Source organism: Oceanicola sp. 502str15, assembly GCF_024105635.1.
Taxonomy (GTDB): domain Bacteria; phylum Pseudomonadota; class Alphaproteobacteria; order Rhodobacterales; family Rhodobacteraceae; genus Vannielia.
On the sequence record NZ_WYDQ01000001.1, the window covers coordinates 3,274,994 to 3,301,311 of the forward strand.

General features: G+C 64.5%; 26 protein-coding genes and 1 tRNA gene. 13 read left to right on the forward strand and 14 right to left on the reverse strand.

Translation table 11 applies throughout. The features are described from left to right. Nucleotides 1-10: 10 nt before the first annotated feature. Nucleotides 11-1,168, reverse strand: a complete 1,158-nt coding sequence (dnaJ, locus tag GTH22_RS16115; protein WP_252946538.1) for a molecular chaperone DnaJ — start codon at nt 1,166-1,168, stop codon at nt 11-13. Between the two features lie 78 nt (nt 1,169-1,246). After that, nucleotides 1,247-3,163 (reverse strand): molecular chaperone DnaK, encoded by a 1,917-nt coding sequence (gene dnaK / locus GTH22_RS16120; protein WP_252946539.1) that lies wholly within the window; start codon nt 3,161-3,163, stop codon nt 1,247-1,249. Between the two features lie 190 nt (nt 3,164-3,353). Here dnaK and GTH22_RS16125 point away from each other — a divergent pair, with 190 nt between their 5' ends. Genes GTH22_RS16125 through GTH22_RS16135 form a run of 3 tightly spaced genes read left to right on the forward strand, consistent with a single transcriptional unit; the run spans nt 3,354 to nt 5,747 of the window. Continuing rightward, complete coding sequence (locus tag GTH22_RS16125) at nt 3,354-3,923, forward strand: GNAT family N-acetyltransferase (protein WP_252946540.1); 570 nt, start codon at nt 3,354-3,356, stop codon at nt 3,921-3,923. Continuing rightward, nucleotides 3,920-4,525 (forward strand): alpha-ketoglutarate-dependent dioxygenase AlkB, encoded by a 606-nt coding sequence (locus GTH22_RS16130; RefSeq protein WP_252946541.1) that lies wholly within the window; start codon nt 3,920-3,922, stop codon nt 4,523-4,525. Before GTH22_RS16125 ends, GTH22_RS16130 begins: the two co-directional genes overlap by 4 nt. Before the next feature lie 52 nt (nt 4,526-4,577). Beyond that, a complete protein-coding gene (locus tag GTH22_RS16135; protein WP_252946542.1) occupies nt 4,578-5,747 on the forward strand; it encodes a mandelate racemase/muconate lactonizing enzyme family protein in 1,170 nt (389 codons plus the stop codon). 134 nt (nt 5,748-5,881) lie between these two features. Here GTH22_RS16135 and GTH22_RS16140 read toward each other — a convergent pair whose 3' ends face one another. Next, nucleotides 5,882-6,703, reverse strand: a complete 822-nt coding sequence (locus GTH22_RS16140) for an ABC transporter permease (protein WP_252946543.1) — start codon at nt 6,701-6,703, stop codon at nt 5,882-5,884. Between the two features lie 131 nt (nt 6,704-6,834). On the opposite strand from GTH22_RS16140, the gene cysQ reads away from it, so the two are divergent. From cysQ to GTH22_RS16185, 9 genes are all read left to right on the forward strand, one after another. Beyond that, on the forward strand, nt 6,835-7,632 hold the full coding sequence (gene cysQ / locus GTH22_RS16145; RefSeq protein WP_252946544.1) for a 3'(2'),5'-bisphosphate nucleotidase CysQ: 798 nt from the start codon (nt 6,835-6,837) through the stop codon (nt 7,630-7,632). Nucleotides 7,633-7,644: 12 nt separating this feature from the next. Then, nucleotides 7,645-8,445 (forward strand): 3-deoxy-manno-octulosonate cytidylyltransferase, encoded by an 801-nt coding sequence (locus GTH22_RS16150; protein ID WP_252946545.1) that lies wholly within the window; start codon nt 7,645-7,647, stop codon nt 8,443-8,445. Beyond that, the gene (locus GTH22_RS16155) at nt 8,442-9,686 is read left to right on the forward strand and encodes a glycosyltransferase family 2 protein (protein ID WP_252946546.1); all 1,245 of its coding nucleotides are present in this window, start codon (nt 8,442-8,444) and stop codon (nt 9,684-9,686) included. Before GTH22_RS16150 ends, GTH22_RS16155 begins: the two co-directional genes overlap by 4 nt. Nucleotides 9,687-9,870: 184 nt before the next feature. Next, entirely contained in the window at nt 9,871-10,761 is an 891-nt protein-coding gene (gene galU, locus GTH22_RS16160) for a UTP--glucose-1-phosphate uridylyltransferase GalU (protein WP_252946547.1), read from the forward strand. 12 nt (nt 10,762-10,773) lie between these two features. Next, nucleotides 10,774-11,757, forward strand: a complete 984-nt coding sequence (gene galE, locus GTH22_RS16165) for a UDP-glucose 4-epimerase GalE (protein ID WP_252946548.1) — start codon at nt 10,774-10,776, stop codon at nt 11,755-11,757. Further along, nucleotides 11,747-12,973 carry a glycosyltransferase family 1 protein gene (locus GTH22_RS16170; RefSeq protein ID WP_252946549.1) on the forward strand — a complete coding sequence of 409 codons (1,227 nt, stop codon included), beginning with the start codon at nt 11,747-11,749 and terminating at the stop codon, nt 12,971-12,973. The genes galE and GTH22_RS16170 overlap by 11 nt, the downstream gene beginning before the upstream one ends. 15 nt (nt 12,974-12,988) lie before the next feature. Next, nucleotides 12,989-14,023, forward strand: coding sequence for a glycosyltransferase family 2 protein (locus GTH22_RS16175; protein WP_252946550.1), 1,035 nt, complete (start codon nt 12,989-12,991; stop codon nt 14,021-14,023). Continuing rightward, nucleotides 14,020-15,720 (forward strand): beta-1,6-N-acetylglucosaminyltransferase, encoded by a 1,701-nt coding sequence (locus tag GTH22_RS16180; RefSeq protein ID WP_252947658.1) that lies wholly within the window; start codon nt 14,020-14,022, stop codon nt 15,718-15,720. The genes GTH22_RS16175 and GTH22_RS16180 overlap by 4 nt, the downstream gene beginning before the upstream one ends. 7 nt (nt 15,721-15,727) lie before the next feature. Beyond that, nucleotides 15,728-17,164 (forward strand): sulfotransferase domain-containing protein, encoded by a 1,437-nt coding sequence (locus tag GTH22_RS16185; protein ID WP_252946551.1) that lies wholly within the window; start codon nt 15,728-15,730, stop codon nt 17,162-17,164. A gap of 5 nt (nt 17,165-17,169) precedes the next feature. Here GTH22_RS16185 and GTH22_RS16190 read toward each other — a convergent pair whose 3' ends face one another. From GTH22_RS16190 to GTH22_RS16235, 10 genes are all read right to left on the reverse strand, one after another. Then, nucleotides 17,170-17,634 carry a PTS sugar transporter subunit IIA gene (locus GTH22_RS16190; protein WP_252946552.1) on the reverse strand — a complete coding sequence of 155 codons (465 nt, stop codon included), beginning with the start codon at nt 17,632-17,634 and terminating at the stop codon, nt 17,170-17,172. 36 nt (nt 17,635-17,670) lie between these two features. Then, on the reverse strand, nt 17,671-18,243 hold the full coding sequence (gene hpf, locus GTH22_RS16195) for a ribosome hibernation-promoting factor, HPF/YfiA family (RefSeq protein WP_252946553.1): 573 nt from the start codon (nt 18,241-18,243) through the stop codon (nt 17,671-17,673). Between the two features lie 109 nt (nt 18,244-18,352). Then, nucleotides 18,353-19,663 carry an RNA polymerase factor sigma-54 gene (gene rpoN, locus GTH22_RS16200; RefSeq protein ID WP_252946554.1) on the reverse strand — a complete coding sequence of 437 codons (1,311 nt, stop codon included), beginning with the start codon at nt 19,661-19,663 and terminating at the stop codon, nt 18,353-18,355. Nucleotides 19,664-19,674: 11 nt separating this feature from the next. Continuing rightward, nucleotides 19,675-20,454 (reverse strand): LPS export ABC transporter ATP-binding protein, encoded by a 780-nt coding sequence (lptB, locus tag GTH22_RS16205; protein ID WP_256471599.1) that lies wholly within the window; start codon nt 20,452-20,454, stop codon nt 19,675-19,677. Further along, nucleotides 20,451-20,954 carry an LptA/OstA family protein gene (locus GTH22_RS16210; RefSeq protein WP_252947660.1) on the reverse strand — a complete coding sequence of 168 codons (504 nt, stop codon included), beginning with the start codon at nt 20,952-20,954 and terminating at the stop codon, nt 20,451-20,453. Before GTH22_RS16210 ends, lptB begins: the two co-directional genes overlap by 4 nt. Before the next feature lie 18 nt (nt 20,955-20,972). Next, nucleotides 20,973-21,590, reverse strand: coding sequence for an LPS export ABC transporter periplasmic protein LptC (gene lptC, locus GTH22_RS16215; protein WP_252946555.1), 618 nt, complete (start codon nt 21,588-21,590; stop codon nt 20,973-20,975). A gap of 16 nt (nt 21,591-21,606) precedes the next feature. Next, a complete protein-coding gene (locus GTH22_RS16220) occupies nt 21,607-22,584 on the reverse strand; it encodes an SIS domain-containing protein (protein WP_252946556.1) in 978 nt (325 codons plus the stop codon). A 9-nt stretch (nt 22,585-22,593) separates the two neighbouring features. Continuing rightward, on the reverse strand, nt 22,594-23,208 hold the full coding sequence (locus tag GTH22_RS16225) for a ribonuclease D (protein WP_252946557.1): 615 nt from the start codon (nt 23,206-23,208) through the stop codon (nt 22,594-22,596). An 82-nt stretch (nt 23,209-23,290) separates the two neighbouring features. Next, on the reverse strand, nt 23,291-24,007 hold the full coding sequence (locus GTH22_RS16230) for a hypothetical protein (RefSeq protein WP_252946558.1): 717 nt from the start codon (nt 24,005-24,007) through the stop codon (nt 23,291-23,293). Between the two features lie 190 nt (nt 24,008-24,197). Further along, nucleotides 24,198-24,284: transfer RNA gene (locus GTH22_RS16235), tRNA-Leu, on the reverse strand. A 129-nt stretch (nt 24,285-24,413) separates the two neighbouring features. Here GTH22_RS16235 and GTH22_RS16240 point away from each other — a divergent pair. After that, nucleotides 24,414-25,397 carry a complex I NDUFA9 subunit family protein gene (locus GTH22_RS16240; RefSeq protein ID WP_252946559.1) on the forward strand — a complete coding sequence of 328 codons (984 nt, stop codon included), beginning with the start codon at nt 24,414-24,416 and terminating at the stop codon, nt 25,395-25,397. Nucleotides 25,398-25,400: 3 nt separating this feature from the next. On the opposite strand, the gene GTH22_RS16245 is transcribed toward GTH22_RS16240, so the two are convergent. Then, nucleotides 25,401-26,204, reverse strand: coding sequence for an undecaprenyl-diphosphate phosphatase (locus tag GTH22_RS16245; protein WP_252946560.1), 804 nt, complete (start codon nt 26,202-26,204; stop codon nt 25,401-25,403). Nucleotides 26,205-26,318 lie beyond the last annotated feature (114 nt).

Genomic DNA, 26,318 nt, shown 5'->3' on the forward strand with positions numbered 1-26,318 from the left:
GCCCCGCTCTTCAGCCTTTCATGCCGTCCCAAAAGCTCTTCACCTTGGAGAAGAAGCTGCTGGATTCCGGGTTGTTGTCCTTCGCCAGCCCTTCGAACTCCTGCAGAAGCTCCTTCTGACGGTTGGTCAGGTTCACCGGCGTCTCGACCGAAAGCTCGATGAACATGTCACCATTGCCCGGCCCGCGCAGCGGCGGCATCCCCTTGCCCCGCAGGCGCATCTGCTTGCCGCTCTGCGCCCCGGCCGGAATCTTCACCCGGCTGCGGCCCCCGTCGATGGTTGGCACCTCAATGTCGCCGCCCAGCGCGGCCGAGGTCATGCTCACCGGCACGCGGCAGAACAGGTCGGCCCCCTCGCGCTCGAACAGCGGATGTGCTTCCACTTCGATGAAGATGTAGAGATCGCCCGTCGGCCCGCCCCGCAGCCCGGCTTCGCCTTCGCCGCTCAGGCGAATGCGCGTGCCGGTTTCGACGCCCGCCGGAATGTTGACCGAAAGCGACCGGTCCTTCTCCACACGGCCCTGGCCGCCACAGCTCTTGCAGGGGTTCTTGATGTGCTGGCCCAGCCCGCCACAGGTGGGGCAGGTGCGCTCCACCGTGAAGAAGCCCTGCTGCGCGCGCACCTTGCCCATGCCGGAGCAGGTCGGGCAGGTGGTCGGCTCTGCGCCACCCTCGGCGCCGCTGCCCTCGCAGGTGTCGCATTGCACCGAGGTCGGCACGTTGATGGTCTTCTGGGTGCCCGTGAAGGCATTCTCCAGGCTGATCCGCATGTTGTAGCGCAGGTCTGATCCGCGCGCGGCACGCCGCCCGCCCCCGCCGCCACCGGGGCGGCCGCGGCCCCCCATGAAGTCGCCAAACAGGTCGTCGAACACATCGCTGAAGGCAGAGGCAAAGTCGCCCTGCTGGTTGAACCCGCCACCCTGTCCGGGCCGCGGCCCACCGCCCTCGAAGGCGGCATGGCCAAAGCGGTCATAGGCCGCCTTGCGCTCGGGGTCCTTCAGCGCGTCATACGCCTCGTTGACCTCCTTGAACTGGTCTTCGGCATTGGGGTTGTCGGAGTTGCGGTCGGGGTGCAGCTCCTTGGCCTTCTTGCGATAGGCCTTCTTGAGTTCGTCCCCCGAGGCCCCACGGTCGACGCCAAGCACCTCGTAGAAATCACGTTTTGCCATCTGATCGCCCTTTCCCTTGAACGGCGAAGACCGGCCCGGTTTCCCAGGCCGGCCTGTCCCGGGTTACATCACGTGCGATCAGGCACGCTTGTCGTCATCGAGGTCTTCAAAGTCGGCATCCACAATGTCGTCATCCACGCCGCGCGGGCCGTCTTCGGCATCCTCGGGCTCGGCCTCGCCGGATTTCGCCTGCTCCGCCTTGTAGATGGCTTCACCCAGCTTCATCGCGGCCTCGGTGAGGTTCTGGATGCCGGACTTGATCTTGCCCGCATCGTCGGCCTCAAGCGCCTCTTCCAGCGGGCCCATGGCCAGCTCGATGGCTTCCACCGTCGAGGCGTCAACCTTGTCCCCATGCTCCTCGAGCGACTTCTTGGTCGAGTGCAGCAGGCTCTCGCCCTGGTTCTTGGTTTCCACCAGCTCCTTGCGGGCCTTGTCGGCGTCGGCGTTCTCTTCGGCGTCCTTGACCATCTTGTCGATGTCTTCGTCCGAAAGGCCACCGGAGGCCTGGATGGTGATCACCTGCTCCTTGCCGGTGCCCTTGTCCTTGGCGCTGACGCTGACGATGCCGTTGGCGTCGATGTCGAAGGTCACTTCGATCTGCGGCATGCCGCGCGGCGCGGGCGGGATCTCTTCGAGGTTGAACTGGCCGAGCATCTTGTTGTCGGCCGCCATCTCGCGCTCACCCTGGAACACCCGGATCGTCACGGCGTTCTGGTTGTCCTCGGCGGTCGAGAAGATCTGGCTCTTCTTCGTCGGGATCGTGGTGTTGCGGTCGATCAGCCGGGTAAACACGCCACCCAGCGTCTCGATACCAAGGCTCAGCGGCGTCACGTCGAGCAGCACCACGTCCTTCACGTCGCCCTGCAACACGCCGGCCTGAATCGCGGCGCCCATGGCCACAACCTCATCGGGGTTCACACCCTTGTGCGGCTCCTTGCCAAAGAACTTGGTGACCTCTTCGATCACCTTCGGCATCCGGGTCATACCACCGACCAGCACGATCTCGTCGATGTCGCCGGTGCTCAGCGACGCATCCTTCAGCGCCGCCTGGCAGGGCTTGATCGAGGCCTTGATCAGGTCATTGACGAGGCTCTCCAGCTTGGCACGGGTCAGCTTCATCACCATGTGCAGCGGCTGGCCGTCCTTGCCCATGCTGATGAACGGCTGGTTGATCTCGGTCTGGCTCGCGCTCGACAGCTCGATCTTCGCCTTCTCGGCAGCTTCCTTCAGACGCTGCAGCGCCATCTTGTCCTTGGTCAGGTCAACGCCGTTCTCTTTTTTGAACTCGTCGGCCAGGTAGTTGACGATGCGCATGTCAAAGTCTTCACCACCAAGGAAGGTGTCGCCGTTGGTGGATTTCACTTCAAACAGGCCATCGTCGATCTCGAGGATGGTCACGTCGAAGGTGCCGCCGCCAAGGTCATAGACAGCAATCGTCTTGCTCTCTTTCTTGTCGAGACCATAGGCCAGCGCAGCCGCGGTCGGCTCGTTGATGATGCGCAGCACCTCGAGGCCCGCAATCTTGCCGGCGTCCTTGGTGGCCTGACGCTGGGCGTCGTTGAAATAGGCGGGCACGGTGATCACGGCCTGGGTCACGTCTTCACCCAGGTAGCTCTCGGCGGTCTCTTTCATCTTGCCGAGAATGAACGCGGAGATCTGGCTCGGGGAGTACTTCTCACCGCGCGAGTCGACCCATGCGTCGCCATTGCCGCCATCAACGATGTTGAACGGCATGTTCTTCTTGTCCTTCGCCAGATCCGAGTCGTCGAACCGGCGGCCGATCAGGCGCTTCACGCCAAAGATCGTGTTTTCGGGGTTGGTCACGGCCTGCCGCTTGGCGGACTGGCCGACCAGGCGCTCACCTTCGGTGAAGGCCACGATCGAAGGCGTCGTGCGGGCGCCTTCGCTGTTTTCGATTACCTTGGGCTGGGAGCCGTCCATGATGGCGACGCAGCTATTGGTGGTCCCAAGGTCGATACCGATGACTTTAGCCATGTAAACTCTACCTCTTCTTTCGGCGATGTTGTGGGCTTCAGGTCCTCTGGGAGGCCCCTGACGCCCGATCCCAATGGTCGGAGTCTTGCCCCCCGACCGAGCTTCGATGGGTATATAAGGAGCAGGTTGCCGCGCTGCAACACGTGTGAATGGATGAATCTGCCGGAATTTTGGTGGAATTGCAGGGAAGATGCCGAAGATGGCGGGCACATTGGCAAAATTCGAGCCGCAACCGGTGCTGGAGGGGCCGACCCTGCTGCTGCGTCCGATGCAGGCGGCAGACAAGAACGATCTGGCCGCCGCCGCCTCCGATCCCCTGATCTGGGCCGGACACCCCGCCACCGAGCGCTGGCGCCCCGAGGTTTTCGGCCCCTATTTCGAGGCCCTGCTGGCCCATGGCGAGTCGCTCGTGGCCATCGACAGGGCCAGCGCCCAAATCATCGGCACCTCGCGCTTCTATACCACCGATGACGATCCCGGCACGCCGTCCATCGGCTACACCTTCCTCGCGCGCAGCCATTGGGGCGGGGGCACGAACTTCGAGATGAAGTCGCTGATGTTCGCCCATGCCTTCCGCTGGTCCAATGTGATCTGGCTCCACATCGACCCGGTCAACATCCGCTCGCAAACCGCCACCGGCAGGCTCGGCGCGGTGCACACCCATGATGCCATGCTCGACTTCGGCGCAGGCCCGGGGCTGCGGCAATGCTGGAAGCTGACGCAGGCGGCATGGCAGGCCGTGCGTGCGCGCCGGGCATGAGCGCGCCGGTCGACTTTCGCGGCGTCGCGCTGTTTCCCGGCCTGCTCGACCGCGCCGCGCAGGAGGCCATGGTCGCCGCCCTCCGCCGCGTGGCCGAGGCCGCGCCGATGTTCCATCCCGAAACCCGGTTCGGCAAGCGCATGTCGGTCAAGATGACCTCCGCCGGCACCTTCGGCTGGGTCTCCGACCGTCGCGGCTACCGCTATGAGCGGCGCCACCCTTCGGGCGTCGAGTGGCCCCCCATCCCGTCCGAGGTGCTCGGCATCTGGCGGAAGGTCAGCGGCACCGACCGCCTCCCCGAGTGCTGCCTGGTGAACTACTATTCCGAAGCCGCCCGCATGGGTCTGCATCAGGACATCGACGAAAGCGACTTCTCCATGCCCGTCGTGTCCATCTCCCTCGGGGATGATGCCCTGTTCCGCGTCGGCGGCCTCTCCCGCAGCGATCCCACCGCCTCCACATGGCTCCACTCCGGCGACGTCTGCGTGCTCTCCGGCGCCGCCCGCCGCGCCTTCCACGGCATCGACCGTCTCAAACCCGGCACCTCCACCCTCCTGCCCCAAGGCGGCCGCCTCAACGTGACCCTCCGCGTCGTCACCTGACCCCTTTCCTCTCGTCCCGCCCCGCCCCATGCTGCGACCGGGGGAGGCCACCATGAAGATCACCAAAGTCACCAGCCACGTCCTGCGCTACGACCTGCCGGAGCCGCTCGGCTATTCGCAACAGTATTATCACCAGCGCACCGCCCACCTCGTCGAGGTGCAGACCGACGAGGGCATCACCGGCTGGGGCGAATGCTTCGGCGCGGGCAACGTGGCGCTGGCCAACCGCGCCATCGTCGAGCAGGTGATCGCGCCCATGGTGCTGGGAATGAACCCGCTCGACCGCGATGTGGCCTGGCACCGGGTCTACAACCTCCTGCGCGACCACGGGCAGAAGGGCATGCCAATGCAATCTCTCTCCGGCGTCGACATCGCGCTCTGGGACATCGCCGGCAAGGTGGCCGGCCTGCCGCTGCATCGCCTGATCGGCGGCAGGCACCGCGACAGGGTGCCCGTTTACGGCTACGGCATGATGCTGCGCCCCGAACCCGCCGACGAGCTGGTCGCCCGCTTTCCCGACGAGGCCGCCGCGATCAAGGACATGGGCTTCGTCGCCACCAAGATGAAAGTCGGCCTCGGCCCCCGCGACGACGTGCGCCTGATCGAGGCGGTGCGGCGCGGGGTAGGCGACGACTTTCGCTTCATGATCGACGCCAATCACGCCTACACCACCGCAGACGCCTTCTATGTCGGCCGCGCCATGGAGGAGTTTCAGCCCTACTGGTTCGAGGAGCCCGTCGCACCCGAGGATCTCGACGGCTACCGCGAGCTGCGCTCTGGCCTCACGGTCAACATTTCCGGCGGCGAGGCCGAGTTCAACCGCTGGGGCTGGCGCGCGCTGCTCGAGGCCCGCGGGCTCGACATTGCCCAACCCGAGGTCTGCGCGCTCGGCGGGATCTCCGAGTATCTCCGGGTGCTCGCCCTCTGCCACGCGCATTTCACGCCGGTCGTGAACCACGTCTGGGGCTCCGCCATCGCCGTCGCCACCAATCTCCACCTGCTCGCCGCCATGCCGCCGCTGCCCGGCGGGCTGTTTCCCTGGGAGCCGATGCTGGAGTTCGACACCACCGACAACAGGTTCCGCGACGACCTGCTGTCCGAGCCGCTCGACATTCAGGGGCAGGTGGCCCGCTCCGGGGGCTATGCCGCCGTGCCCGAGGGGCCGGGGCTCGGGGTCGAGCCCGACCGCGATTTCATCGCCGCCCATGCGGTCGCACGGTGAGCGCGGGCGATTAACTTAACCACCGGGGCAGAAAAAGCGTATGTACAGGTTGTGCACAGCCTGTGTACGGGATGTGCCTGTGATCTCTTTGCAATTAACGGCAAAAATCGCCCGGATCCTACCCCACCGAACGCTCAGCGTTTCGCGTTCCAGCTCATCGAGACCCGCTTGCGGGTAAAGAACTCGCCCAGCAGCCCCAGCATGATCAGCGTGATCGACAGCAGCACCGGATAGGTGATCGAGCTGTAATGCGGGTTGTAATTGATGAAGGCAAACCCCCGCGCCTGATCGATCGTGTGGAACAGCGGGTTCCAGTCGAAGAACGGCAGCATGTAGGCCGGCAAGCTGTTGGCAAGAAACATCTTGCCCGAGGCAATCATGTTGGCCCGCGAGTAAATGCTTGAAATGATTGAGACCGCATCCGGCGCCCAGGGCTTGGCCGACAAAAACAACATGCCCACCGAAACGCCTGAGAACCACGCGAGGAGGAACATCGCAACGGTGCCCGTGGGGTCGTAAAACTCGATCGGGTTGATCGCGACATGGTAGATGAACAGCACCATCGAGGCCGAGAGGAGCTGGGTGTAAAGGCTCGCCAGCGCCGCCGAACAGATCGCCACCAGCGTGTTCATCGGCGCGTGCTTCATCATCGCCGAGGCCGGCCCCTCAGAGCCCACCACAGAGCCCATCGCCTTGATATGCGTCATGAACATGAAGATCCCGCTCATGATGTAGAGCACGAAATCCCCGCGCACGGCGTTCTTCTTCAGGCCCAGAATCGTGAACATGAAATAGAAGATGCCCACCAGAATGACCGTCTGGAGCATGTTCATCACAAGGCCCCACACGGCGTTGCCATGCGCCTTGCGCACTTCGCGCACCGTGGCGTGATAGATCAGCTCCACCATCGCCAGCGCCGAGCCATAGGGCGTCCTGGGAGTCTGCTTGTCGAACATGTGCCTGCGGCCTCTTCGTGCTGTGCCTTCCGCCAACCTTGCACGGAAAACTTGCCGAAACTTTGACGCCAAACCATAAGGGGCCTTGGCCGTCAGTCAATTGACGGTGCCGCGAGCAACAGGAGAGACATATGGATTTCGACCGTTTGGTCACAGTCATGCGCCGTCTGGCGCTGGAAGCGGGCGCGAAGATCATGGAGATCTACGAATCCGATGACTTTGAGGTAAAGGCGAAATCCGATGAAAGCCCTGTAACCGAGGCCGATGAAGCCGCCGATGCGCTCATCGGCGAAGGTCTCCGCGAGGCCTTCCCCGATGTGCTCGTGGTGACCGAGGAACAGGCCGGCACCCACAGCCAGAGCGCCGGAGCCTTCCTCATCGTCGACCCGCTCGACGGCACCAAGGAGTTCGTCAAACGGCGCGGCGATTTCACCGTGAACATCGCCTATGTCGAAAACGGCGTGCCCCTGCGCGGCGTGGTCTATGCCCCCGCCAAGGAACGGCTTTTCTACACCCTCGCCTCCGGTCAGTCGGTCGAGGAAAAGGGCACCCACGCCCCCGGCGAGCCGGGCGAGCAGGTGCCGATGCATGTCTCCAAACCCGATAACGATGCCCTGCTCGTGGTGGCTTCCAAGTCGCACCGCGATCAGGCCACCGACGATTACATCAACCTCTACGCCACCGCCGACATGAAGAGCGCGGGCAGCAGCCTCAAGTTCTGCCTCGTTGCCACCGGCGAGGCCGACATCTACCCGCGCCTCGGGCGCACCATGGAATGGGACACCGCCGCTGGTGACGCCGTGCTCCGCGGGGCAGGCGGCAAGATGGTCCGCTTCGATGACCACACCCCCTTCACCTACGGCAAACCGGGCTACGAAAACCCCTTCTTCATCGCCTATTCGCCCGATGTGGCGCTGAAGCAGGGCTAGGGCGCAGCGCGCATGTCCTTCCTTATCGTCATCCCCGCCCGCTACGCCTCGCAGCGCTATCCCGGCAAGCCTCTGGCCATGCTGCGCGGCGCGTCGGGCGCCGAAAAGACCCTCATCCAGCGCAGTTGGGAGGCCGCAAAGGCCGTGCCCGGCAGCCCCCGCGTGGTGGTCGCCACCGACGATGCCCGCATCCGCGAGGCCGCCGAGGCCTTTGGCGCCGAGGTGGTGATGACGCCCGACACCTGCGCCAACGGCACAGAGCGTTGCGCTGCGGCGGTGCAGGCGCTGGGCGAAAGTTTCGACGTGGTGGTCAACCTTCAGGGCGATGCGCCGCTCACACCGGCATGGTTCGTCGATGACCTCGTGGCGGCGATGCGGGCCGATACCCAGTCCGATATCGCCACCCCCGTGCTGCGCTGCGATGGCGTGTCGCTCAAGGCCTTCCTCGATGACCGCAAGGCGGGCCGCGTCGGCGGCACCACCGCCGTCTTCGCCGCCGACAATGCCGCGCTCTACTTTTCCAAGGAGGTGATCCCCTTCACCTCCGCCAGCTATCCCAACGAGGCCGCAACGCCGGTGTTTCACCACGTCGGCGTCTATGCCTACCGCCCCGAGGCGCTCACCGCCTATCCGGCATGGCCCACCGGCCCGCTGGAGCGGCTGGAAGGGCTGGAGCAGCTGCGGTTTCTCGAGCAGGGCCGCCGCGTGCTCTGCGTCGAGGTGCAGGGCAAGGGCCGTGCCTTCTGGGAGCTGAACAACCCCGAAGACATTCCCCGCATCGAGGCCATGCTGGCGCAGATGGGCGTCGAATGAGTGAGAGCGGGGAGGGGCGCGCCAGCGTCATCATCGTCAGCCGGGGCCGCCCCGACGAGCTTCGCCGCAACCTCCCCGCCTTCCGCCTTCAGACCCACCGCAACTTCGAGTTGATCCTCGTGGCCGACCCGGCAGGGCTGGAGGCGGCGCGGGCGCTTAACCTTTCTCACCGCATGAAGCTGGTAGAGTTCGACGAGGCCAACATCTCGCAGGCCCGCAACCTCGGCCTTGCCGAGGCCGCCGCCCCCCTCGTCGCCTTCATCGACGACGACGCCACCCCCGAGCCGCCCTGGCTCTCCCGGCTTCTGGTGCCCTTTGACGCGCCGGAAGTAAACGCCAGCACCGGCTTCGTGCGCGGCAGGAACGGAATTTCCTTTCAGTGGCAAGGGGTTGCAACAGATGAGACCGGGGCGGATATCGCGCTCGACGTTAACGAGTCGGAAACCACGCTCCTGCCCAGCGCGCGTTGCGTAAAGACCCACGGCACCAACTGCGCCTTCCGCCGCGAGTCCCTCGCCCGAATCGGCGGTTTCGACCCGGCCTTCCGCTTTTTTCTCGACGAAACCGATGTCACCCACCGCCTCGCCCCCACGGGCGGTAAAACCGCCATCGTCCCCCTCGCCCAGGTCCACCACGGCTTCGCCGCCAATGCCACCCGACGCGCCAACCGCGCTCCCACGGACCTTGCCCCCATAGGCCGCTCCGCCGCCCTCTTCCTACGCCGCCACTGCCCCGAAGATCGCCGCGACCCGGCCCTTGCCGCCCTGCGGAAAGGCCAGAAAGAGCGCCTTGCCCTGCACCGCGCCGAACGCCGCCTGACCGCCGAGGATGAGCCCGCCCTGCTCGCCAGCCTCGAAGCCGGCATCTCCGAAGGCCTCTCCGCCCCCCTTTCTGACCCGCCGTCTTTCGGCCCGTCCCAAAGCCCGTTTCTCCCCTTCCCCGAAGGCCCGGGACCGACCCGCCACGAGCTGCGCGGCTGCACCTTCTTCGGCTACCGCAAAGCACTTGCCCGGGCCCGAGCAGACGCGGCATCCGGCGACACCGTCATCACCCTCCTGCGCCTCTCCCGCACCACGCGCTTCCATGCCAGCCGCTTCGATCCCGCCGGCCTCTGGATCCAGCGCGGCGGCCTCTTCGGGCGCTCCGAGCGCACGGATCCGGTCTTCCGCTTCTGGCGCCGCACCGCGCGACTGGCCCGCGAAGGCGCGCGCATCGCCTGTTTTCGCAGCCCCGAAAGCTGACTGTCGCCCATTTCGAACCCATCCCGGCAATCCCGGCTGGTTTTTGCCGCAGTGCAACAAAATCCAAAGGCTTCCCTGTTCCTTCCCCGCAGCTTTGCCCCTATCGTCCTGCTCATACGGCGCATTTCCACGGGCGCCCGGGCGGCTCGGACCGCGTGTGCAACACTGATTGACGAGACCAAGTATGAAAAAAGTGACCAAGGCAATTTTCCCGGTGGCAGGGCTCGGAACGCGGTTTCTTCCGGCGACCAAATCCATCCCGAAGGAGATTATGACCCTGGTCGACAGGCCTCTGATTCAATACGCCATCGACGAGGCCCGCGCCGCCGGGATCAAGGAGTTCATCTTTGTCACCTCCCGCGGCAAGGGCGCGCTCGAAGACTACTTCGACCACGCCCCGGTGCTGGAGCAGGAGCTGCGCAAGAAGGGCAAGGACCAGCTCATCGAGGTGCTCAAGAACACCAACATGGAAAGCGGCGCCATCGCCTACATCCGCCAGCACAAGGCGCTGGGCCTCGGGCACGCCGTCTGGTGCGCCCGCCGCCTGATCGGCAATGAGCCCTTCGCCGTGATCTTGCCCGATGACGTGATCGCCGCCGAAAAGCCGTGCCTCCAGCAGATGGTCGAGGCGCATCAGGAAACCGGCGGCTGCATGGTTGCCGCCATGGAAGTGCCCCCGGCAAAGGCGTCGGCCTACGGGCTGCTCGACGTCACCGAAGACCACGGCCAGCTGGTGAAGGTCGGCGGCATGGTCGAAAAGCCAAAGCCCGAGGAGGCCCCCTCCAACCTCGCCGTCATCGGCCGGTACATCCTTACGCCCAAGGTACTGAACAACCTCAACAAGAAGCAAAAGGGCACCGGCGGCGAGATCCAGCTGACCGATGCCATCGCGCAGGAGATCGGCGGCGAAGAGGGCGTCTATGGCTACCGGTTCAGCGGCCAGCGCTTCGATTGCGGCTCCAAGGCCGGGTTCCTTCAGGCAACCGTGTCCTTCGGCCTTGGCCGCGACGAGCTGCGCGATGAGCTCTGGGGCTACCTGCGCGAGCTCGTGGCCAGCGAGAAAGCCGCGCAGTAGGCGGCCGCTCCCATGGCGAACGTTATTGTCACCGGCGGCGCGGGCTACATCGGCGCACATGCCTGCAAGGCTCTGAAGGCGGCAGGCTACACGCCGGTCGCCTTCGATAACCTCTCCACCGGCTGGCGCGATGCGGTCAGGTTCGGCCCGCTCCACGAGGGTGACCTGCTGGACCGTGCCAGCATCGACGCGGCCTTTGCCACCTACCAGCCGATTGCCGTGATGCATTTTGCGGCGCTTTCGCTGGTGGGCGAAAGCATGAAGGATCCGGGCAAGTACTGGCGCGAGAACGTCACCGGCGCCGCGAACCTCGCCGATGCCGCAGTGGCCGCCGGATGCCTGAACTTCGTCTTCTCCTCCACCTGCGCCACCTACGGCGATCAGGATGGTGTGGTGCTCGATGAAGAGACCGAGCAGCTCCCGATCAACGCTTACGGCAGCTCCAAGCGCGCCATCGAACAGCTGCTGGCCGACTTCGAGGCCGCGCACGGGCTGCGTTCGGTGATCTTTCGCTACTTCAACGTCGCGGGCTGCGACCCCGATGCCGAGGTCGGCGAGCAGCACGTGCCCGAAACCCACCTGATTCCCCTGATGCTGGATGCCATCGCCGGCAAGCGCGATGCGCTGACGATCTTCGGCACCGATTACGCCACGCCCGACGGCACCTGCATTCGCGACTATGTGCATGTCTCCGACCTCGTGGATGCCCATGTGAAGGGGCTCGAATGGCTCAAGGCCGACAAGGGCAGCCGGGTCTTCTGCCTTGGCTCGGGTGACGGATTTTCGGTGCGCGAGGTGGTCGATGCCAGCGGTACCGTGACCAACCGTGCCGTGCCGGTGATCGAGGGTCAGAGGCGCCCGGGCGATGCTGCCGCCCTGGTGTCGGGCAGCCGCCGCGCCGCGGAGGAGCTGGGTTGGACGCCGCAACGGTCGGACATCGCCACGATGATTGCCGACGCCTGGCGCTGGCACCAGTCGGAGCCCTATGAGCGCTGAGGCGCCTCCACGCTGCCTTGACCTTTCGCGGCTGGTCTCACGCGTTGGCCGCGGCCCGCTGACCGGGGTGGACCGGGTCGAGCGGGCCTATCTCGACAGGCTTCTGACCGATGATGCCCCCCTCTACGCCCTCATCCGCCTGCCCCTGTCCTACGCCCTGCTCGATCGCAGGGGCCTTGCCGCGCTGGCCGCCCGGCTGGCGGCTGGTGGCAAGTGGGGCAGCGCCGACATTCAGGCCCTGCTCAACCGCAGGCTCTCCCCGCTTCAGCGCCGGGTTCACGCCGACATCCGCAGCCTCGCCCGCGCCACCTGCCTGCGCTCCCGTCTGCCTTCCATGCTGGCCCGCCACCTGCCGCGCGGCGCCCGCTACCTCAACGTCGGGCACTCCAACCTCACCGGGCGCGTGTTCGAGGCCATGAAGGCCAACCTCTGCGAGATCACCGTTCTGGTGCACGACATGATCCCGCTCGACCACCCGGAGTTTCAGCGCGACGGCCAGCCCGAGCAGTTCGAGGCCGCCATGCGGCGCGTGAGCCGCCATGCCGACCGCATCATCTACAATTCCGAGGTCTCGCAGCAGCGCGGCATCGAGTGGTTCGGCCGCTTCGGCCGCATCCCCGAAGGCCTCGTTGCGCTGCTCGGCGTCGATACCCCCAAGCCCTCCGCAGCCGAGGCGCTGCCCGCCCTGCCGCCCGACAGGCCCTATTTCGTCACCACCGGCACGATCGAACCCCGCAAGAATCACGCGCTCCTCCTCGACGCATGGGAGAAGCTGGCCAACATGCCGGGCCCGCGCCCCGTGCTTCTCATCATCGGCAGCCGTGGCTGGAACAACGAGGCGCTCTTTGCCCGGCTCGACGCTTCGCCCGCCCTAGGCCGCGACATCTTCGAGCTGCACGGCCTGAACGACGGTGCCGTTGCCCAATTGACGAGGGGAGCCTGTGCCGCCCTGTTTCCCTCCCATGCCGAAGGCTTCGGCCTGCCGCCCGCCGAGGCCTTGGCGCAGCGAACTCCGGTGATCGTCAACGACCTGCCGGTTTACCGGGAATTTCTAGGAGATTTGCCCGTTTACCTGAAAGGCAACGATATATATCTATGGGCCAAGACCATTCATGAAATGGCAACAATGGGCCAAGCGGTGCCGAGGGTCGAGCTGGAGCGGTTGCATCTCCCCACGTGGGAGGCGCATTTCAACAAAGTTTTAAGCGTGACCTGATACCACTGTGCCGCCATGCCCTCGGGGCGAAGGATTGAGTTGGGCGCATTAAGATCATACCGGCTGCGGCTCCAGCGGAAGCGCTGGCGCATTCGAGCCCTGCGCAAACGCCGGGAGCTGTCCGTCGTTGCCAATCGCAGTGCTGCCGTCCACCCGGGCGACGTGCTGGCCTTCGTCACCCTGCGCAACGAGCGTATCCGCCTGCCCTATTTCCTCGAGTACTACCGCAAGCTCGGGGTGGCGCATTTCTTCATCGTCGACAACGGCTCCGACGACGGCTCGCGGGAGTACCTGCAAGACCAGACCGACGTGTCGCTCTGGACCACACAGGCCAGCTACAAGCGCGCGCGCTTCGGGGTGGACTGGCTCAACTGGCTGCAAAGAAAATACGCTCACGGCCATTGGGCGCTGGTTGTCGATGTCGACGAGTTCTTCGTCTACCCGTTCTGCGATACCCGGCCCATCCGCGCCCTGACCGACTGGCTCGATGCCTCTTCGATCAAGTCGTTTTCCGCCATGCTGCTGGATATGTACCCCAAGGGCCCGCTCGATGCGCTGCCCTACAGCGAGGGCCAGAACCCGCTGGAAATTGCCAGCTACTTCGACAGCGGAAACTACCAGATCACCCGCAACCGCCTGTATGGAAACCTCTGGATCCAGGGCGGCCCCCGCGCCCGCGCCTTCTTTGGCGATGCCCCCGAGCGGGCGCCTGCGCTCAACAAGATTCCGCTGGTGAAATGGGACAGGAGCTACACCTATGCCAGCTCCACCCACATGCTGCTGCCCCGCGGGTTGAACCTGACCTACGACGAGTGGGGCGGCGAGAAGGCTTCGGGCATCCTGCTGCACGCCAAGTTCCTCAATACCTTCACCGCCAAGTCGGAGGAGGAGCTGGAGCGCGGCCAGCACTACGCGGCCAGCCACGAGTACAAGGCCTACGCCCGCGTGCTGCGCGAGAACCCCGATTTCTGGACCAAGTGGAGCGAGCGCTACATCAATTGGCGGCAGCTCGAAATCCTCGGGCTGATGTCGAAGGGAAACTGGGCCTGATGGTCGGCTTCGTGATGCTCGTGCATACCGCGCTCGAGCGCGCCAGCCAGACAGCGCGGCATTGGGCCACGAGCGGTTGCCCGATCGTCATCCACTGCGACCGGAAGGTAAGGCGCAAGGAGTACACACGGCTCACCGAGTCCCTCGCAGACCTCGAAAACGTCAGCTTCGCCCCGCGCTATCATTGCGAATGGGGCACCTGGAACATCGTCGCCGCCACCCAGAAGGCGGCAGAGATCATGCTGCAAAAGCACCCCGAGGTCGGCCACGTCTACCTTGCCTCCGGCTCCTGCCTTCCGCTGCGCCCGGTGCAGGAACTCAAGGCCTATCTCGATGCCCGCCCCCGCACCGATTTCATCGAAAGCGTCACCATCGAAGACGTCACCTGGACTAAAGGCGGCTTCGACAGCGAGCGCTTCACCCTGCGCTTTCCCTTCTCGTGGAAGAAGCAGCGGTTCCTGTTCGACCGCTACGTCGCGCTGCAGCGGCTGGTGCGGTTCAAGCGCCGCGTGCCGAAGGGGCTGGTGCCGCACCTCGGGTCGCAATGGTGGTGCCTGTCGCGGCCCACTCTGGAGGCCATCCTGACCGACCCGGACAGGCCCATGTACGACCGCTACTTCAAGCGCGTCTGGATTCCCGACGAGAGCTATTTTCAGTCCATCGTGCGGGTCTATTCCAGCGACGTCGAAAGCCGCTCGCTGACGCTTTCCAAGTTCGATTTTCAGGGCAAGCCGCACATCTTCTACGACGATCACCTGCAGCTGCTGCGCCGCTCCGATTGCTTCGTCGCCCGCAAGATCTGGCCACAGGCCAACCGGCTCTATGCCTCCTTCCTGTCCAATGACCCGAAGGTGACAAAGAACGCCGAGCCGAACCCCTCCAAGATCGACAGGCTCTTTGCCAAGGCCGTCGACCGGCGAACCCTCGGGCGGCCCGGGCTCTACATGCAGAGCCGATTCCCCAACCGCGACTGGGAGAACGGCAAAACCGCCGAGCCCTACTCGGTGTTCGAGGGCTTCTCCGACCTCTTCTCCAATTTCGATACATGGCTGGGCAAGGCTGCCGGCGGGCGGGTGCACGGCCATCTGTTTTCCACCGACCGCGTCGAGTATGCGGGTGGTGAAACCACCTACAACGGCGGCCTCTCCAACAGCGCCCCGCTGCGCGACCACAATCCGGAGGCCTTCCTCACCAGCCTGATCTGGAACACCCGGGGCGAACGGCAGATGTTCCAGTTCGGGCCGGGCGACAGCCAGAAGATCGAATGGCTCATCGCCACCGATCCGAAGGCGCAGATTTCCGTTGTCACCGGCGCATGGGCAATCGGCCTGTTCCAGCTCGGCATCAATTCCTCGGTGGTCCGCAAGGAGGCAGCGCGGCTGCAATCGGTCGAGGCCGAGCACCTGCGCACGCTGCGCTCGCCCTACGCCAAGGCGCGGGTGCGGATCTGGTCGCTGGCAGAGTTCATCGAAGACCCGATGAACAACCTGCAAACCATCATGGACGACATCATGCCCGGCTCCCGCCGCCGCCTTACCGCCGCGCCGTTGATGCACGACCTCACCGGCTTCGGGCGGTTTCTGCAAACGCTGAAGAATCAGGGAATGAACCCCTATCTCGCGGGCGATTTCCCAGTCGATCCCGAGCTGGTGCCAACCTCGACCGATACCCAGCGCCCCTACCTGGTAAAAAAGTGAGCCGCAAATGAGCGACCGTTTCGACTATTTCGTGCTCTTCGGCGAGATGCGCACCGGCTCCAACTACCTCGAAGAAAACATAAACCGGTTTGACGGGCTGCATTGCTACGGCGAGGCGTTCAATCCGCACTTCGTGGGCCATCACAACACCAAAGAGTTGTTCGACATGACGCTCGCCGCCCGCGAGGCGGACCCGCTGCGCCTGATCGAGCGGATGAAGAAAAACACCAAGGGCCTGCCCGGCTTTCGGTTTTTCCACGATCATGACCCGCGTGTTCTGGAAGCCTGCCTGCCCGATCCGCGCTGCGCCAAGGTGATCCTCACCCGCAACCCGCTCGAAAGCTATGTGAGTCGCAAGATCGCCGCAGAAACCGGCCAGTGGCGGCTGACCGATGCCAAGCACCGCCGTGATGCCAAGGTGCGCTTCGATGCCGACGAGTTCGAGACCCTGATCGCCGAGTTGCAGGATTTCCAGCTTGTGCTGCAGCACGAGATGCAGATCACCGGGCAAGCCGGTTTCTACATCGCCTATGAGGACATCAACGACCTTGACGTTCTCAACGGGCTCGCCCGATACCTCGGTTGCGAAGCCCCGCTCGAAGAACTCTCCAAGAAGCTCAAGAAACAGAACCCCGGCGGCCTTGACGAGAAAGTCGCCAATTTCGACGAGATGCAGGGCGCGCTGGCCAGGATCGACACCTTCGGCCTCACCCGCACGCCCAACTTCGAGCCGCGCCGGGGTGGTGTGGTGCCAACCTATCTCGCCTGCGCTGTCAGCCCGATTCTGCACATGCCGATAAAGGGGGCCGCGCTTGGCCCGGTCGAGCACTGGATGGCGGCGCTCGATGGTGTCGAGCCCGATGCCCTGCAACGCGGCTTCAACCAGAAGACACTGCGCCAGTGGCGCCGCCAGAACAAGGGCGCGCGCAGCTTCAGCGTGGTCGCCCATCCGCTGGAGCGGGCCCACCGGGTGTTCTGCAATCACATCCTGCGGGCTGAAGGCGACGGGGCTTTCACCAAGATTCGCCGCACCCTGCGCGAGGGCTACAAGGTTCCGCTGCCCGAGGGCGAGCCGGGGGACGATTACGACACGGCCTCCCACCGCGCCGCCTTTTTGGCCTGGCTTCAGTTTCTCAAGGCCAATCTCGCAGGGCAAACCGGTGTCAGGATTGATGCGGCTTGGGCCAGCCAGTCGGCCGTGCTGCAAGGCTTTGCGGAGCTGGGCCAGCCCGACATGGTGATCCGCGAAGATCAGCTCGATCTCGGCCTCGCACAGCTTCTGGCACAATGCGAAATCGAGGCCCCCTCAGCGCCGCTTCCGCAGGAAGAGGCCGGGGCGATGCTGTTGAGCGAGATTCTCGACGACGAACTCGAGCAGGCCGCGATGGATGCCTACCAGCGCGACTATCTTGCCTTCGGCTTCAAACGGCTCAGAAATAGCTAGGCCGCTCAGGCCGCCTGCTGGCCGGGAGCTTCCGTCAGGATTGTGTGGAGGGTTGCCGGGGCATCATTGGCCCGCAGCTTGCCGCACACCCCGCTGTCGCGCAGCGTGCGGGAAACGAGGGCGAGCGCCTTGAGGTGATCGACGCCCGAATCCTGCGGCGCGAAGAGGGCAAAGACCAGGTCGACCGGCTGGCGATCGACCGAGTCGAAATCCACGGCCTTTTCGATCCGCACGAAGACACCCACCACCGAAGACAGCCCCTCAAGCCGGGCATGGGGCAGGGCAACGCCCCGGCCCACACCTGTGGGGCCGAGGCTTTCGCGTTCCATGAGGGCTTCGACCGAGCGTTGCGGCTCGAGGCCATGCGCGGTGTGAGCAAGGTCGGCAAGCTGCTGGAGCAGCCGCTTCTTGCTGCTCACACCCTGCAAGACCTTTACGGCCTCAGGCTTGAGGATTTCTTGCAGTCCCATGCTCGGCCCGGCCTTCCCGCCCTCCAGCTGGGCGTCTCATTGCTGTTTGGTGTCGATCCAGCCGATGTTTCCGTCTTCCCGACGGTACACCACGTTGACACCGTTATGCCCTTCATTGCGGAAGACCAGAACCGGGGCGCCATCAAGCTCCATCTGCATTACAGCCTCACCGACGGAGAGGGCAGGCACGCGGGCCTCCATCTCGGCGATGATCATCGGCTGCAAGCTTTCGGGCTCTTCGGCCTCGGTATCTTCCGATGCGGCGAGGATATACGAAGACGCGCCGATAAATTCAACCGGCTGCGTGCGCTCCTTGTGATGGTCCTTCAGCCGCCGCTTGTAGCGCCTCAGTTGCTTTTCCATCTTGTCGCAGCACAGTTCGAATGCCGAGTAGATCTCGGCAGCATGGGCCTTGGCCGAAGCGGTCAGGCCGGTAGAGAGGTGAATGGTCGATTCACACACAAACTCGTGGGCACTCTTTGAAAAGACCACGTTCGCATCGGTCGGGCGCTGGGCAAACTTGTCAATCACGGCACCGAGGCCGGACTGCACGTGCGTTTGCAGAGCTTCACCGATGTCGATCTGTTTTCCGCTGATTTGGTAGCGCATGGCACCTCCTGAGGTCTTCTTCTGGGTATTGATCCCTTTGAGCACGGGCACGGCACTGCGCCGCGCGTGCCAGCGGGCAATCACTATGTAATGTCGCTCGGATGAGATTTCAGCGAGTGCGGCGCTGCTCCGCTGATTTTGTCAGCTGGCGGCGTCGGTTGCTGGAAGATGGTATGTTCAGGCATTTTCGGTATTTGGCGACAGTTCGCCGCGATATGTCAACTCCATCCTCTCTCAACTTTGCGCAGATCTGATCGTCGGAGAGCACGGAGTCGGGCCGTTCACCGGCCACCAGACGCGAGATTGCGAGCTGTGCAGCATGGCTCGAAACGGGTGTTCCACCCTCTGTGACAAGCGCCGAGGGGAACAACCCGTCCAGTTCAATGATCTGCCCGCGCCAGAGCAGGGTCTTGCCTGAAATCGCCCGCCCGACGGTGGATTTGTGCAGCGAGAGTCGTTCGGCGATGACATTGCGGGTCAGCGGGGCCAGCGCCTTGGTCCGGCCAGTGAAAAAGGCCGCCTGGGCATCCGCGACGGCGCGGGCGACGGTCAGCAGGGTCTTGCCACGATACTGCACCGCCGCAATCAGCGCCTTGGCTTCCGCAAGGTGCTTGGCCGCCATATCGCCGCGCGCGGCGGCCAGCTCCTTGTCGAAACGCAGCCGGGGCGCGGTGTCATTGACCAACTCCACCTGCAACTCATTGGTATCGCTCTCCGTCACCAGCAGCTCCGGAATCCGAATGATCGGGTCCGCGAGGTCAAAGGCGCGGCCAGGTGCCGGGTCGAGTGAGCGGATCAGGGCGGCGATTTCCTCGGCCTCGCTTGCCGTCAGCCCAATTGCCGGCCCGATCACGTTGAGCTGCCCCTTGCTAAAGTAGGGCAGGCCGGCCAGCACCAGTTGTGCCCGGTCGGCAGAGAGCCCGGTTTCCATCAGTTGCAGCCGGATGCATTCCGTCAGGTTGAAGGCGCCCACCCCGGCGGGTTCGCAGGCTTGCAGGGCCTGGATCGCGCGCAGCGCGACCGGCTCGCGAATCTCGTGCTCGAGCGCCACGGATTTCACGTCGGGCTGGGTGAAGAATCCGCTTTCATCAAGGTCGTAGGCCAGCCGCATCGCTGCCTCTGTCACCTCTTCATCAAGGTTCATCAGCGCGATCTGCCCGCAGAGGTGCTCGCCAAGGCTGGGCGTGGCGGCGGCGGTGTGCAGCGCCACGTCATAGGGGCTCATCCTCGGGCCGGAACTGGGCGCGTTGGCGTCTATGGGGGTGTAGACCAGAAACGGATTCTCGGTCGACGCCTCGGCAATCATCTCTTCCAGCGTCGCCCCGGAGAGCGCGAGAATTCCGACAGATTGCTGAAGGGCGGGGGAGAGCGAGAGGCGCTGGCTTTGCCGCAGTTCAAGTCGGGTATGCGGGCCACTCATTGCGCCCCGCCTCACATGATGCGGAAGCTGTCGCCGAGATAGACGCGGCGCACGTTCTCGTCTTTCACCACCTCTTCGGCGGTGCCGCTCATCAGCACTTTACCGTCATGCAGGATGTAGGCCCGATCAACGATCTCGAGCGTCTCGCGCACGTTGTGATCGGTAATCAGCACCCCGATTCCGCGGTTCTTGAGATCGGTGACGAGATGACGGATTTCACCCACCGAGATCGGGTCGACCCCGGCGAAGGGCTCATCGAGCAGCAGGTACTTGGGGTCGGCGGCGAGGCAGCGGGCAATTTCCACCCGGCGCCGCTCACCGCCCGAAAGCGCCAGCGCGGGCGCGCGGCGCAGATGCTCGATAGCGAACTCGGAAAGCAGCTCTTCAAGGCGCTCGCGCCGCTTGTGCCGGTCGGGCTCGGCGATTTCGAGGATCGCCATGATGTTGTCTTCCACGTTCAGCCCGCGAAAGATCGACATTTCCTGCGGCAGATAGCCGATTCCGAGCTTGGCGCGGCGATACATCGGCAGGCTCGTCACCTCGCGCCCGTCGATCATGATCTGGCCGCTCTCCGGTATGATGAGCCCGGCGATCGCGTAGAAACAGGTGGTTTTGCCCGAGCCGTTGGGGCCGAGCAGGGCAACAACCTCGCCACGGCCCAGATCCATGCTGACATCCCGAATCACGAGACGCTTGCGGTAGCTCTTGCGCATGTTCACCACGCGCAATCCGGCATCACCGCCCGCCAGCCGCAGCTCGGGGCGTGGGTCTGTTTCGGTGGTGTCGGTCAATTGCCGCCGTCCGACTTGAAGACGGTGCGCACACGCCCTTCCATCACGCCGGTGCCCTTGTCGAGCTGGACCACGAGCTTTTGACCCGATAGCGCGTTCTGGCCCTGGGTCAGCAGCACATCGCCCGTCATCACGATCTGGCTGGAGCCGATGGTATACACCGCCTCGCGGGCCTCGGCCGCCTCGGCGCCGCTCACGAGGGTGACGCCGCCGGTGGCATGGAGCCGCTGCACCTTGCCGGTCGAGCTTTCGCCGCCTTCATACTCGACCTCGACCATGGCGGCGGAGAGCCGCATCTCGCCCTGGCCGACCTCGACATTACCGCGAAACACGGCCTTGCCGGTTTCCTGGTTGATCTGGAGCTGGTCGGCGGCAATCTCGACAGGCAGCGAGCTGTCGTGCTTGAGCGCACCGAAGGCCACATTGGCGCCCTGTGCAAAGGCCGGGGCAGAAAGCCCGGCGGCGAGCACGAGAAACCATGCGAAAAAAAGGCGCTTCAAAGTCACGGGAGAAAAATCCTATTCGCTTGGCGGGGTGTATACCAGTTTCACCCCATTGTTGAAAACCAGAAGGTATCCGCTGGCTTCGTTCCCTTGCTCTGCACGGGCAAGGCGCATGCCGCCCGCATCGAGCTTTCCGGCCGGGCCCTCAGCCTGAACCGGGCCGGGCGATTCTATCTCGGTGCGTTCCAACGCGGTGGTGATCGCCTCGGAGGTGACGCGATAGCCCGTGGGCGTGGTGATGATGACACCGCCATCAAGCACCGCCTCGCCAATGCCGGTGTCGATTTGGCCCGAGAGCGACGAAAGCTCGTACACGCCACCGCCTTGGGTTTCGAGATGCGCGCGCAGATCGGTGGCCGAGACGCGGTGCTCGTTCTCCGGGTCGGGCCGCGCGGTGGTGGCGGCGATGGAAATGGCAGATCCGTCGCGGGTGACGCCGGAGTAGTTTGGCGCCGAAATGCGCTGCTCGCGGGCCAGTTCGTTCACATCGACATCGGCGAAGGGGATCGAATTGGTGGGATCCACGGTGCGGGCGACGAGAAAGAGCGTGGACAGCAGGGCAAGCGCAGCCAGCGGCAGCACGATCTTGGCCATCGAGACGAAGCGGGAGTAGCTGTTGTCGTAGACCGACATCGCTGCGCCCCCGCCCTCAGGCCACGCCGGCGCGGAGACAGTCGTGGATGTGCAGCAACCCCTCCACCCGGCCTTTGTCCGACAAGACGAAAAGGCAGGTGATCTTGTGACCATTCATCAGCGCCAAGGCCTCACCGGCGAGGGCGTCGGGGCCGATGGTCAGGGGGTTTTCGGTCATGACTTCATCCACGGTATGATCCAGAAGGCCGGACATGTGCCGGCGCAAGTCACCGTCGGTGACGATGCCGTGAAGCCTACCATCCTCTGCCGTCACGCCCACCACGCCAAAGCCGCGCTGGCTCATGGTAAGCAGGGCCTCGCTCATCTGGGTGCCCGGGGCGGCGAGAGGCAGCGCATCGGGGCCGTGCATCAGGTCTTTCACCTTGGCGAGTCGGGCCCCGAGCTTGCCGCCGGGGTGGAAATCCCTGAACTTTTCCGGCGTGAAGCGGCGGTGCTTCATCAGGGCAACGGCCAGCGCATCGCCCAGAGCCAGTGTCATGGTGGTGGAAGTGGTGGGCACGATGCCCTCGTCGCAGGCCTCTTCGGCCCTTGGCAGCACAATCGCGCAGTCGGCGCGGGTCAGCAGGGTGCTCTCGGGGTGTGAGGCCACACCGATGAGCGGAATGCCGAAGCGCCGGGTGTAGCCGATCATATCGGCCAGCTCGGGCGTTTCGCCGGAGTTCGACAGCAGCAGCGCCACGTCGCCCTGGCCCATCATCCCCAGATCGCCATGGCTTGCCTCGGCCGGGTGGATGAAATGCGCGGGCGTGCCGGTGGAGGCAAAGGTGGCAGCGAGTTTGCGGGCAATGTGGCCCGACTTGCCCATGCCGCTGACGATCACCCGCCCCGGCGCGGCCAGGATCATCGCGCAGGCCTCGGCAAATCCCGGCCCCAGCCCGTCTGCGAGGCGAGTCAGCCCCTCTTTTTCGAGGGTGATCACCCGGCGACCGGCTTCGATCAGTGCGGCAGGGTCGATGGGATCGTGCGTGTTCATGGCCTGTGCCTAGTGGGAGAAAATGTCGATTTCAGGCCAGCCGGCAAGGTCGAGCCTGGCGCGGGTGGGCAGGAAATCGAAGCAAGATTGGGCCAAGTCCGTGCGGCCTTCGCGGGCGATCCGTTCGTTCAGGATGTCGCGAAGGCGGTGCAGGTGCAGCACGTCGGAGGCGGCATAGCTTTGCTGCGCATCCGAAAGCTCGGGCGCGCCCCAGTCGGAGCTTTGTTGCTGCTTGGAAATGTCGACGCCAAGCAGCTCTTGGCAGAGATACTTCAGCCCATGGCGGTCGGTATAGGTGCGCACCAGCTTGGAGGCGATCTTGGTGCAATAGACCGGCGCTGCGAGGGCGCCGAAGGCGTTGTACATCGCGGCGATGTCGAATCGTCCGAAGTGGAAGAGCTTGAGAACATCGGGGTTTTTGAGCATCGCGGCGAGGTTGGGGGCCTCGGTCTGGCCGATCTCGATCTGCACCAGATGCGCCTCGCCGTCACCTCCCGACATCTGCACGAGACAGAGCCGGTCGCGGTGCGGGTTCAACCCCATGGTTTCACAGTCGATGGCCACAACGGGGCCAAGGTCCAGCCCGTCGGGCAGGTCATTCTTGTAGAGATGGGTCTTTGCCACGCTGGTCTGCCTCTTTTTGCGTTTGAGCCGAGATAGGCCCTTATCGGCGCGAAATCAAATGCCGTGCAGATGGCAAATACTGTCATTCAGGGAAGAATTTGGCCATTTCGGCCTCGAACCGCGCCCAACTCATCGTGGCCTTGTTGCCCGCATGCCCGTGATAGTGCGACTGGCCCGAAGAGGTGGGCAGCCCGGCCCAGATTGCCGCGAGTCGATTCATGAATGTGGTGCGGCGCATCTCGCCCGATAGAAGCCGCGTCAGGCCCGCCTCGCGCAGGAGCTGATCGGCCAGCGCATTCTGAACGTCCGGCGTGAAGCGGGTGTCGGGCGGGGCGCCCAGATGATCGACGAGGCGGCGCAGGGTGATGGGGATGAACTGGTAGCGCCCGATTGCGTGATTCTGGCCCGGCGTGGCGTCGATCCAGGCGTAGATTTCGGCAAGGGTCATTTCGGTCGGGCGGCGCGGGGGCTTGATCGTCGCGCTGTAGACGACGGCATCATATCCCGCCGCGCCTGCCTCGGCCTGGGCAATGAGTTCGCGAATCCACTCGGCATAGACAGCCTCGGTGGTGGTGTTGCGGTGCGGAAGGCTGGCTGTATTGCGCCGCCGCCGCTCGGGGAGGGGTGCGAAAAGGCTGCCCTGCTCCAGCCCGGCGAACAGGCTTGGCCCCACCCCGGCCGCCGTGCTTGCGGAGGTACCCAATGGCCGCGCCCCGCCGATCAGCGGCCCGGCGGCCTGTGCGGCGGTTGCGGTGAATATGAAGAGGGCCAGTAGCAGCCATGGGTGGCGGTATGTCATGGAGCCTCATTCTGCGTGCATCGTCGTGGGAGGGATGTGGCACAGAATGCTTGCGCTTCGGTTACGCGGAGGCGGGAGAACTTCGTTCAAATACCGGCAAGTTCTTCGACCATCCCCAAACAGGCACCAAGCCCCTTCAGCAACTCGCCACTGGGGCGAATTTTATCAAGAATCACTGCTGTCGGGATTATGGTGCCCAGGAGAGGACTCGAACCTCCACATCCTTGCGAATACCAGCACCTGAAGCTGGCGCGTCTACCAATTCCGCCACCTGGGCAGGTGTCGTGAGAGGGGCAGATATATGCGCCGCGAGGGGGTGTCAACACCTGCCATGCGGCCAATCGCGCCTTGCCGTGAGAAGCGCCTGAGGCTATCAGCAATTCAGCCAGCAAGGGAGACATCCGTTATGTCGAAGCTCGTTACCATCTACGGCGGTTCCGGCTTTCTGGGGCGCTACGTTGCCCAGAGGCTGGCCAAGCAGGGATGGCGTGTGCGGGCGGCGGTGCGCCGACCTAACGAGGCCGGATTCCTGCGGCCTTACGGCGCGGTTGGCCAGGTGGAGCCGATCTTCTGCAACATTCGGGATGATGCCTCGGTCGCTGCGGCGATGCAGGGGGCGGATGTGGTGATCAACTGCGTCGGCGTGGGCGGCACCTATGGCAAGAACAACATGCAGGCCGTGCATGTCGAGGGTGCCGCGCGGATTGCGCGGATCGCGGCAGCGCAGGGCGTTGCAGGGCTTGTGCACGTGTCGGCCATCGGTGCCGATGCCGAAGGGCCGAGCGCCTATTTCCAGTCGAAGGGCGAAGGCGAAGCCGCGGTGCTCGAAGCGTTTGAAAACGCTGTGGTTCTGCGGCCCTCCCTGATGTTCGGGCCGGAAGACGGCTTTATCAATCTCTATGCCTCCATGTCCCGCTTCGGACCCTTCATGCCGGTGATCGGGGCGAACACCCGGGTTCAGCCGGTGTTTGTCGACGATGTGGCCGCGGCGGTCGAGAAGGCCGCGATCGGCGCGGTGCCTGCGGGCACTTACGAGCTTGGCGGGCCGGAGGTGCTGACCATCCGGGCGCTGGTCGAGAAAGTGCTGGGGATCATTCGGCGCAAGAAGATCCTGCTGCCGCAGCCCGGTTTCGTGGCGCGGATGATGGCCGGGGGGCTCGATCTGGCGCAGAGCCTGACCATGGGCCTGTTCACCAACTCGCTCATCAACCGCGACCAGGTGAAGAGCCTCGCGGTCGACAACGTGGTGAGCGATGGGGCCGCCGGCTTTGAGGCGCTGGGCATCGTGCCCACCCCGATGGAAGCCGAACTTCCTGAATACATGTGGAAATTCCGCCCGTCCGGGCAATACGCCGCGATCAAGGAATCCGCGGCGAAGCTCAAGGTCTAGGCCCTAGGCGTAGGCCCACCAGAGCAGGAAGACCCCAAGAACCACCCGGTAGATCACGTAGGGCGTGAAGCTGACCGACTTGAGCAGGCGCATCATCAGCGTGAGCGCGAGCAGGGCGGAGAGGAAGGCGAAGAGGGCCGCTATGGCGGCATCCTTCGCGGCCTGTGCATCGGCATTGGCGACCACCTCCGCGCCGAGCAGAATGCCCGAGGCGGCGATGGTGGGGATCGACATCAGCATCGCCAGTTTGGCCCCGTCTTCGCGCTTGTAACCGAGGTGGCGGGCGGCGGTGATGGTGATGCCGGAGCGGGAGGTTCCGGGGATCAGGGCGACGGCCTGCCAGAGGCCCATGATGAGGGCGTCCTTGAGGTTCCAGTCGGAATCTTCCTTGAGTTCCGGGCCCTTCTGGTCGGCCCAGTAGAGCACGAGGCCGAAGATCAGCATGGTCCAGCCAATGACGGCGACCGAGCGGAGCTGGTCGTCGAGGCCGGTGAGCTTGAGGACGAGGCCGAAGAGCACCACGGGAATCGTTGCGAGGATCAGCAGCCAGGCGAGGCGGGCGCCCGGGGTGTCGATACGGCCGCGGGCGAGGCGGAGGGTGCCTGTGGCGGCGGCGGCGACGTCGGTGCGGAAGTAGAGAATGACGGCGAAGAGGGTGCCGACATGGACTGCCACATCAATGACCTGCCCCTGATCGGCCATGCCCGTCAGCCCGGGCAGAAGGATCAGATGGCCGGAGGACGAGATCGGCAGAAACTCCGTAACGCCCTGAATTATAGCAATAATTAGTAGTTGCCAGAGTTCCATTTTGCCCTGCTCGCCTGATTTTTGCACAGCCTATAGATCGGGCAATCAGAGGGAAGTAGGAAAATAGGTAAGCAATACTGCCACAATATCTGGGGAGTTGACTTGCTTCGGCCC

Excerpts from the sequence above, each read along its gene's own strand:
- dnaJ (WP_252946538.1), bottom strand. The coding sequence starts at position 1,168 with ATGGCAAAACGTGATTTCTACGAGGTGCTTGGCGTCGACCGTGGGGCC.
- dnaK (WP_252946539.1), bottom strand. The coding sequence starts at position 3,163 with ATGGCTAAAGTCATCGGTATCGACCTTGGGACCACCAATAGCTGCGTC.
- GTH22_RS16125 (WP_252946540.1), top strand. The coding sequence starts at position 3,354 with ATGCCGAAGATGGCGGGCACATTGGCAAAATTCGAGCCGCAACCGGTG.
- GTH22_RS16130 (WP_252946541.1), top strand. The coding sequence starts at position 3,920 with ATGAGCGCGCCGGTCGACTTTCGCGGCGTCGCGCTGTTTCCCGGCCTG.
- GTH22_RS16135 (WP_252946542.1), top strand. The coding sequence starts at position 4,578 with ATGAAGATCACCAAAGTCACCAGCCACGTCCTGCGCTACGACCTGCCG.
- GTH22_RS16140 (WP_252946543.1), bottom strand. The coding sequence starts at position 6,703 with ATGTTCGACAAGCAGACTCCCAGGACGCCCTATGGCTCGGCGCTGGCG.
- cysQ (WP_252946544.1), top strand. The coding sequence starts at position 6,835 with ATGGATTTCGACCGTTTGGTCACAGTCATGCGCCGTCTGGCGCTGGAA.
- GTH22_RS16150 (WP_252946545.1), top strand. The coding sequence starts at position 7,645 with ATGTCCTTCCTTATCGTCATCCCCGCCCGCTACGCCTCGCAGCGCTAT.
- GTH22_RS16155 (WP_252946546.1), top strand. The coding sequence starts at position 8,442 with ATGAGTGAGAGCGGGGAGGGGCGCGCCAGCGTCATCATCGTCAGCCGG.
- galU (WP_252946547.1), top strand. The coding sequence starts at position 9,871 with ATGAAAAAAGTGACCAAGGCAATTTTCCCGGTGGCAGGGCTCGGAACG.
- galE (WP_252946548.1), top strand. The coding sequence starts at position 10,774 with ATGGCGAACGTTATTGTCACCGGCGGCGCGGGCTACATCGGCGCACAT.
- GTH22_RS16170 (WP_252946549.1), top strand. The coding sequence starts at position 11,747 with ATGAGCGCTGAGGCGCCTCCACGCTGCCTTGACCTTTCGCGGCTGGTC.
- GTH22_RS16175 (WP_252946550.1), top strand. The coding sequence starts at position 12,989 with ATGCCCTCGGGGCGAAGGATTGAGTTGGGCGCATTAAGATCATACCGG.
- GTH22_RS16185 (WP_252946551.1), top strand. The coding sequence starts at position 15,728 with ATGAGCGACCGTTTCGACTATTTCGTGCTCTTCGGCGAGATGCGCACC.
- GTH22_RS16190 (WP_252946552.1), bottom strand. The coding sequence starts at position 17,634 with ATGGGACTGCAAGAAATCCTCAAGCCTGAGGCCGTAAAGGTCTTGCAG.
- hpf (WP_252946553.1), bottom strand. The coding sequence starts at position 18,243 with ATGCGCTACCAAATCAGCGGAAAACAGATCGACATCGGTGAAGCTCTG.
- rpoN (WP_252946554.1), bottom strand. The coding sequence starts at position 19,663 with ATGAGTGGCCCGCATACCCGACTTGAACTGCGGCAAAGCCAGCGCCTC.
- lptC (WP_252946555.1), bottom strand. The coding sequence starts at position 21,590 with ATGTCGGTCTACGACAACAGCTACTCCCGCTTCGTCTCGATGGCCAAG.
- GTH22_RS16220 (WP_252946556.1), bottom strand. The coding sequence starts at position 22,584 with ATGAACACGCACGATCCCATCGACCCTGCCGCACTGATCGAAGCCGGT.
- GTH22_RS16230 (WP_252946558.1), bottom strand. The coding sequence starts at position 24,007 with ATGACATACCGCCACCCATGGCTGCTACTGGCCCTCTTCATATTCACC.
- GTH22_RS16240 (WP_252946559.1), top strand. The coding sequence starts at position 24,414 with ATGTCGAAGCTCGTTACCATCTACGGCGGTTCCGGCTTTCTGGGGCGC.
- GTH22_RS16245 (WP_252946560.1), bottom strand. The coding sequence starts at position 26,204 with ATGGAACTCTGGCAACTACTAATTATTGCTATAATTCAGGGCGTTACG.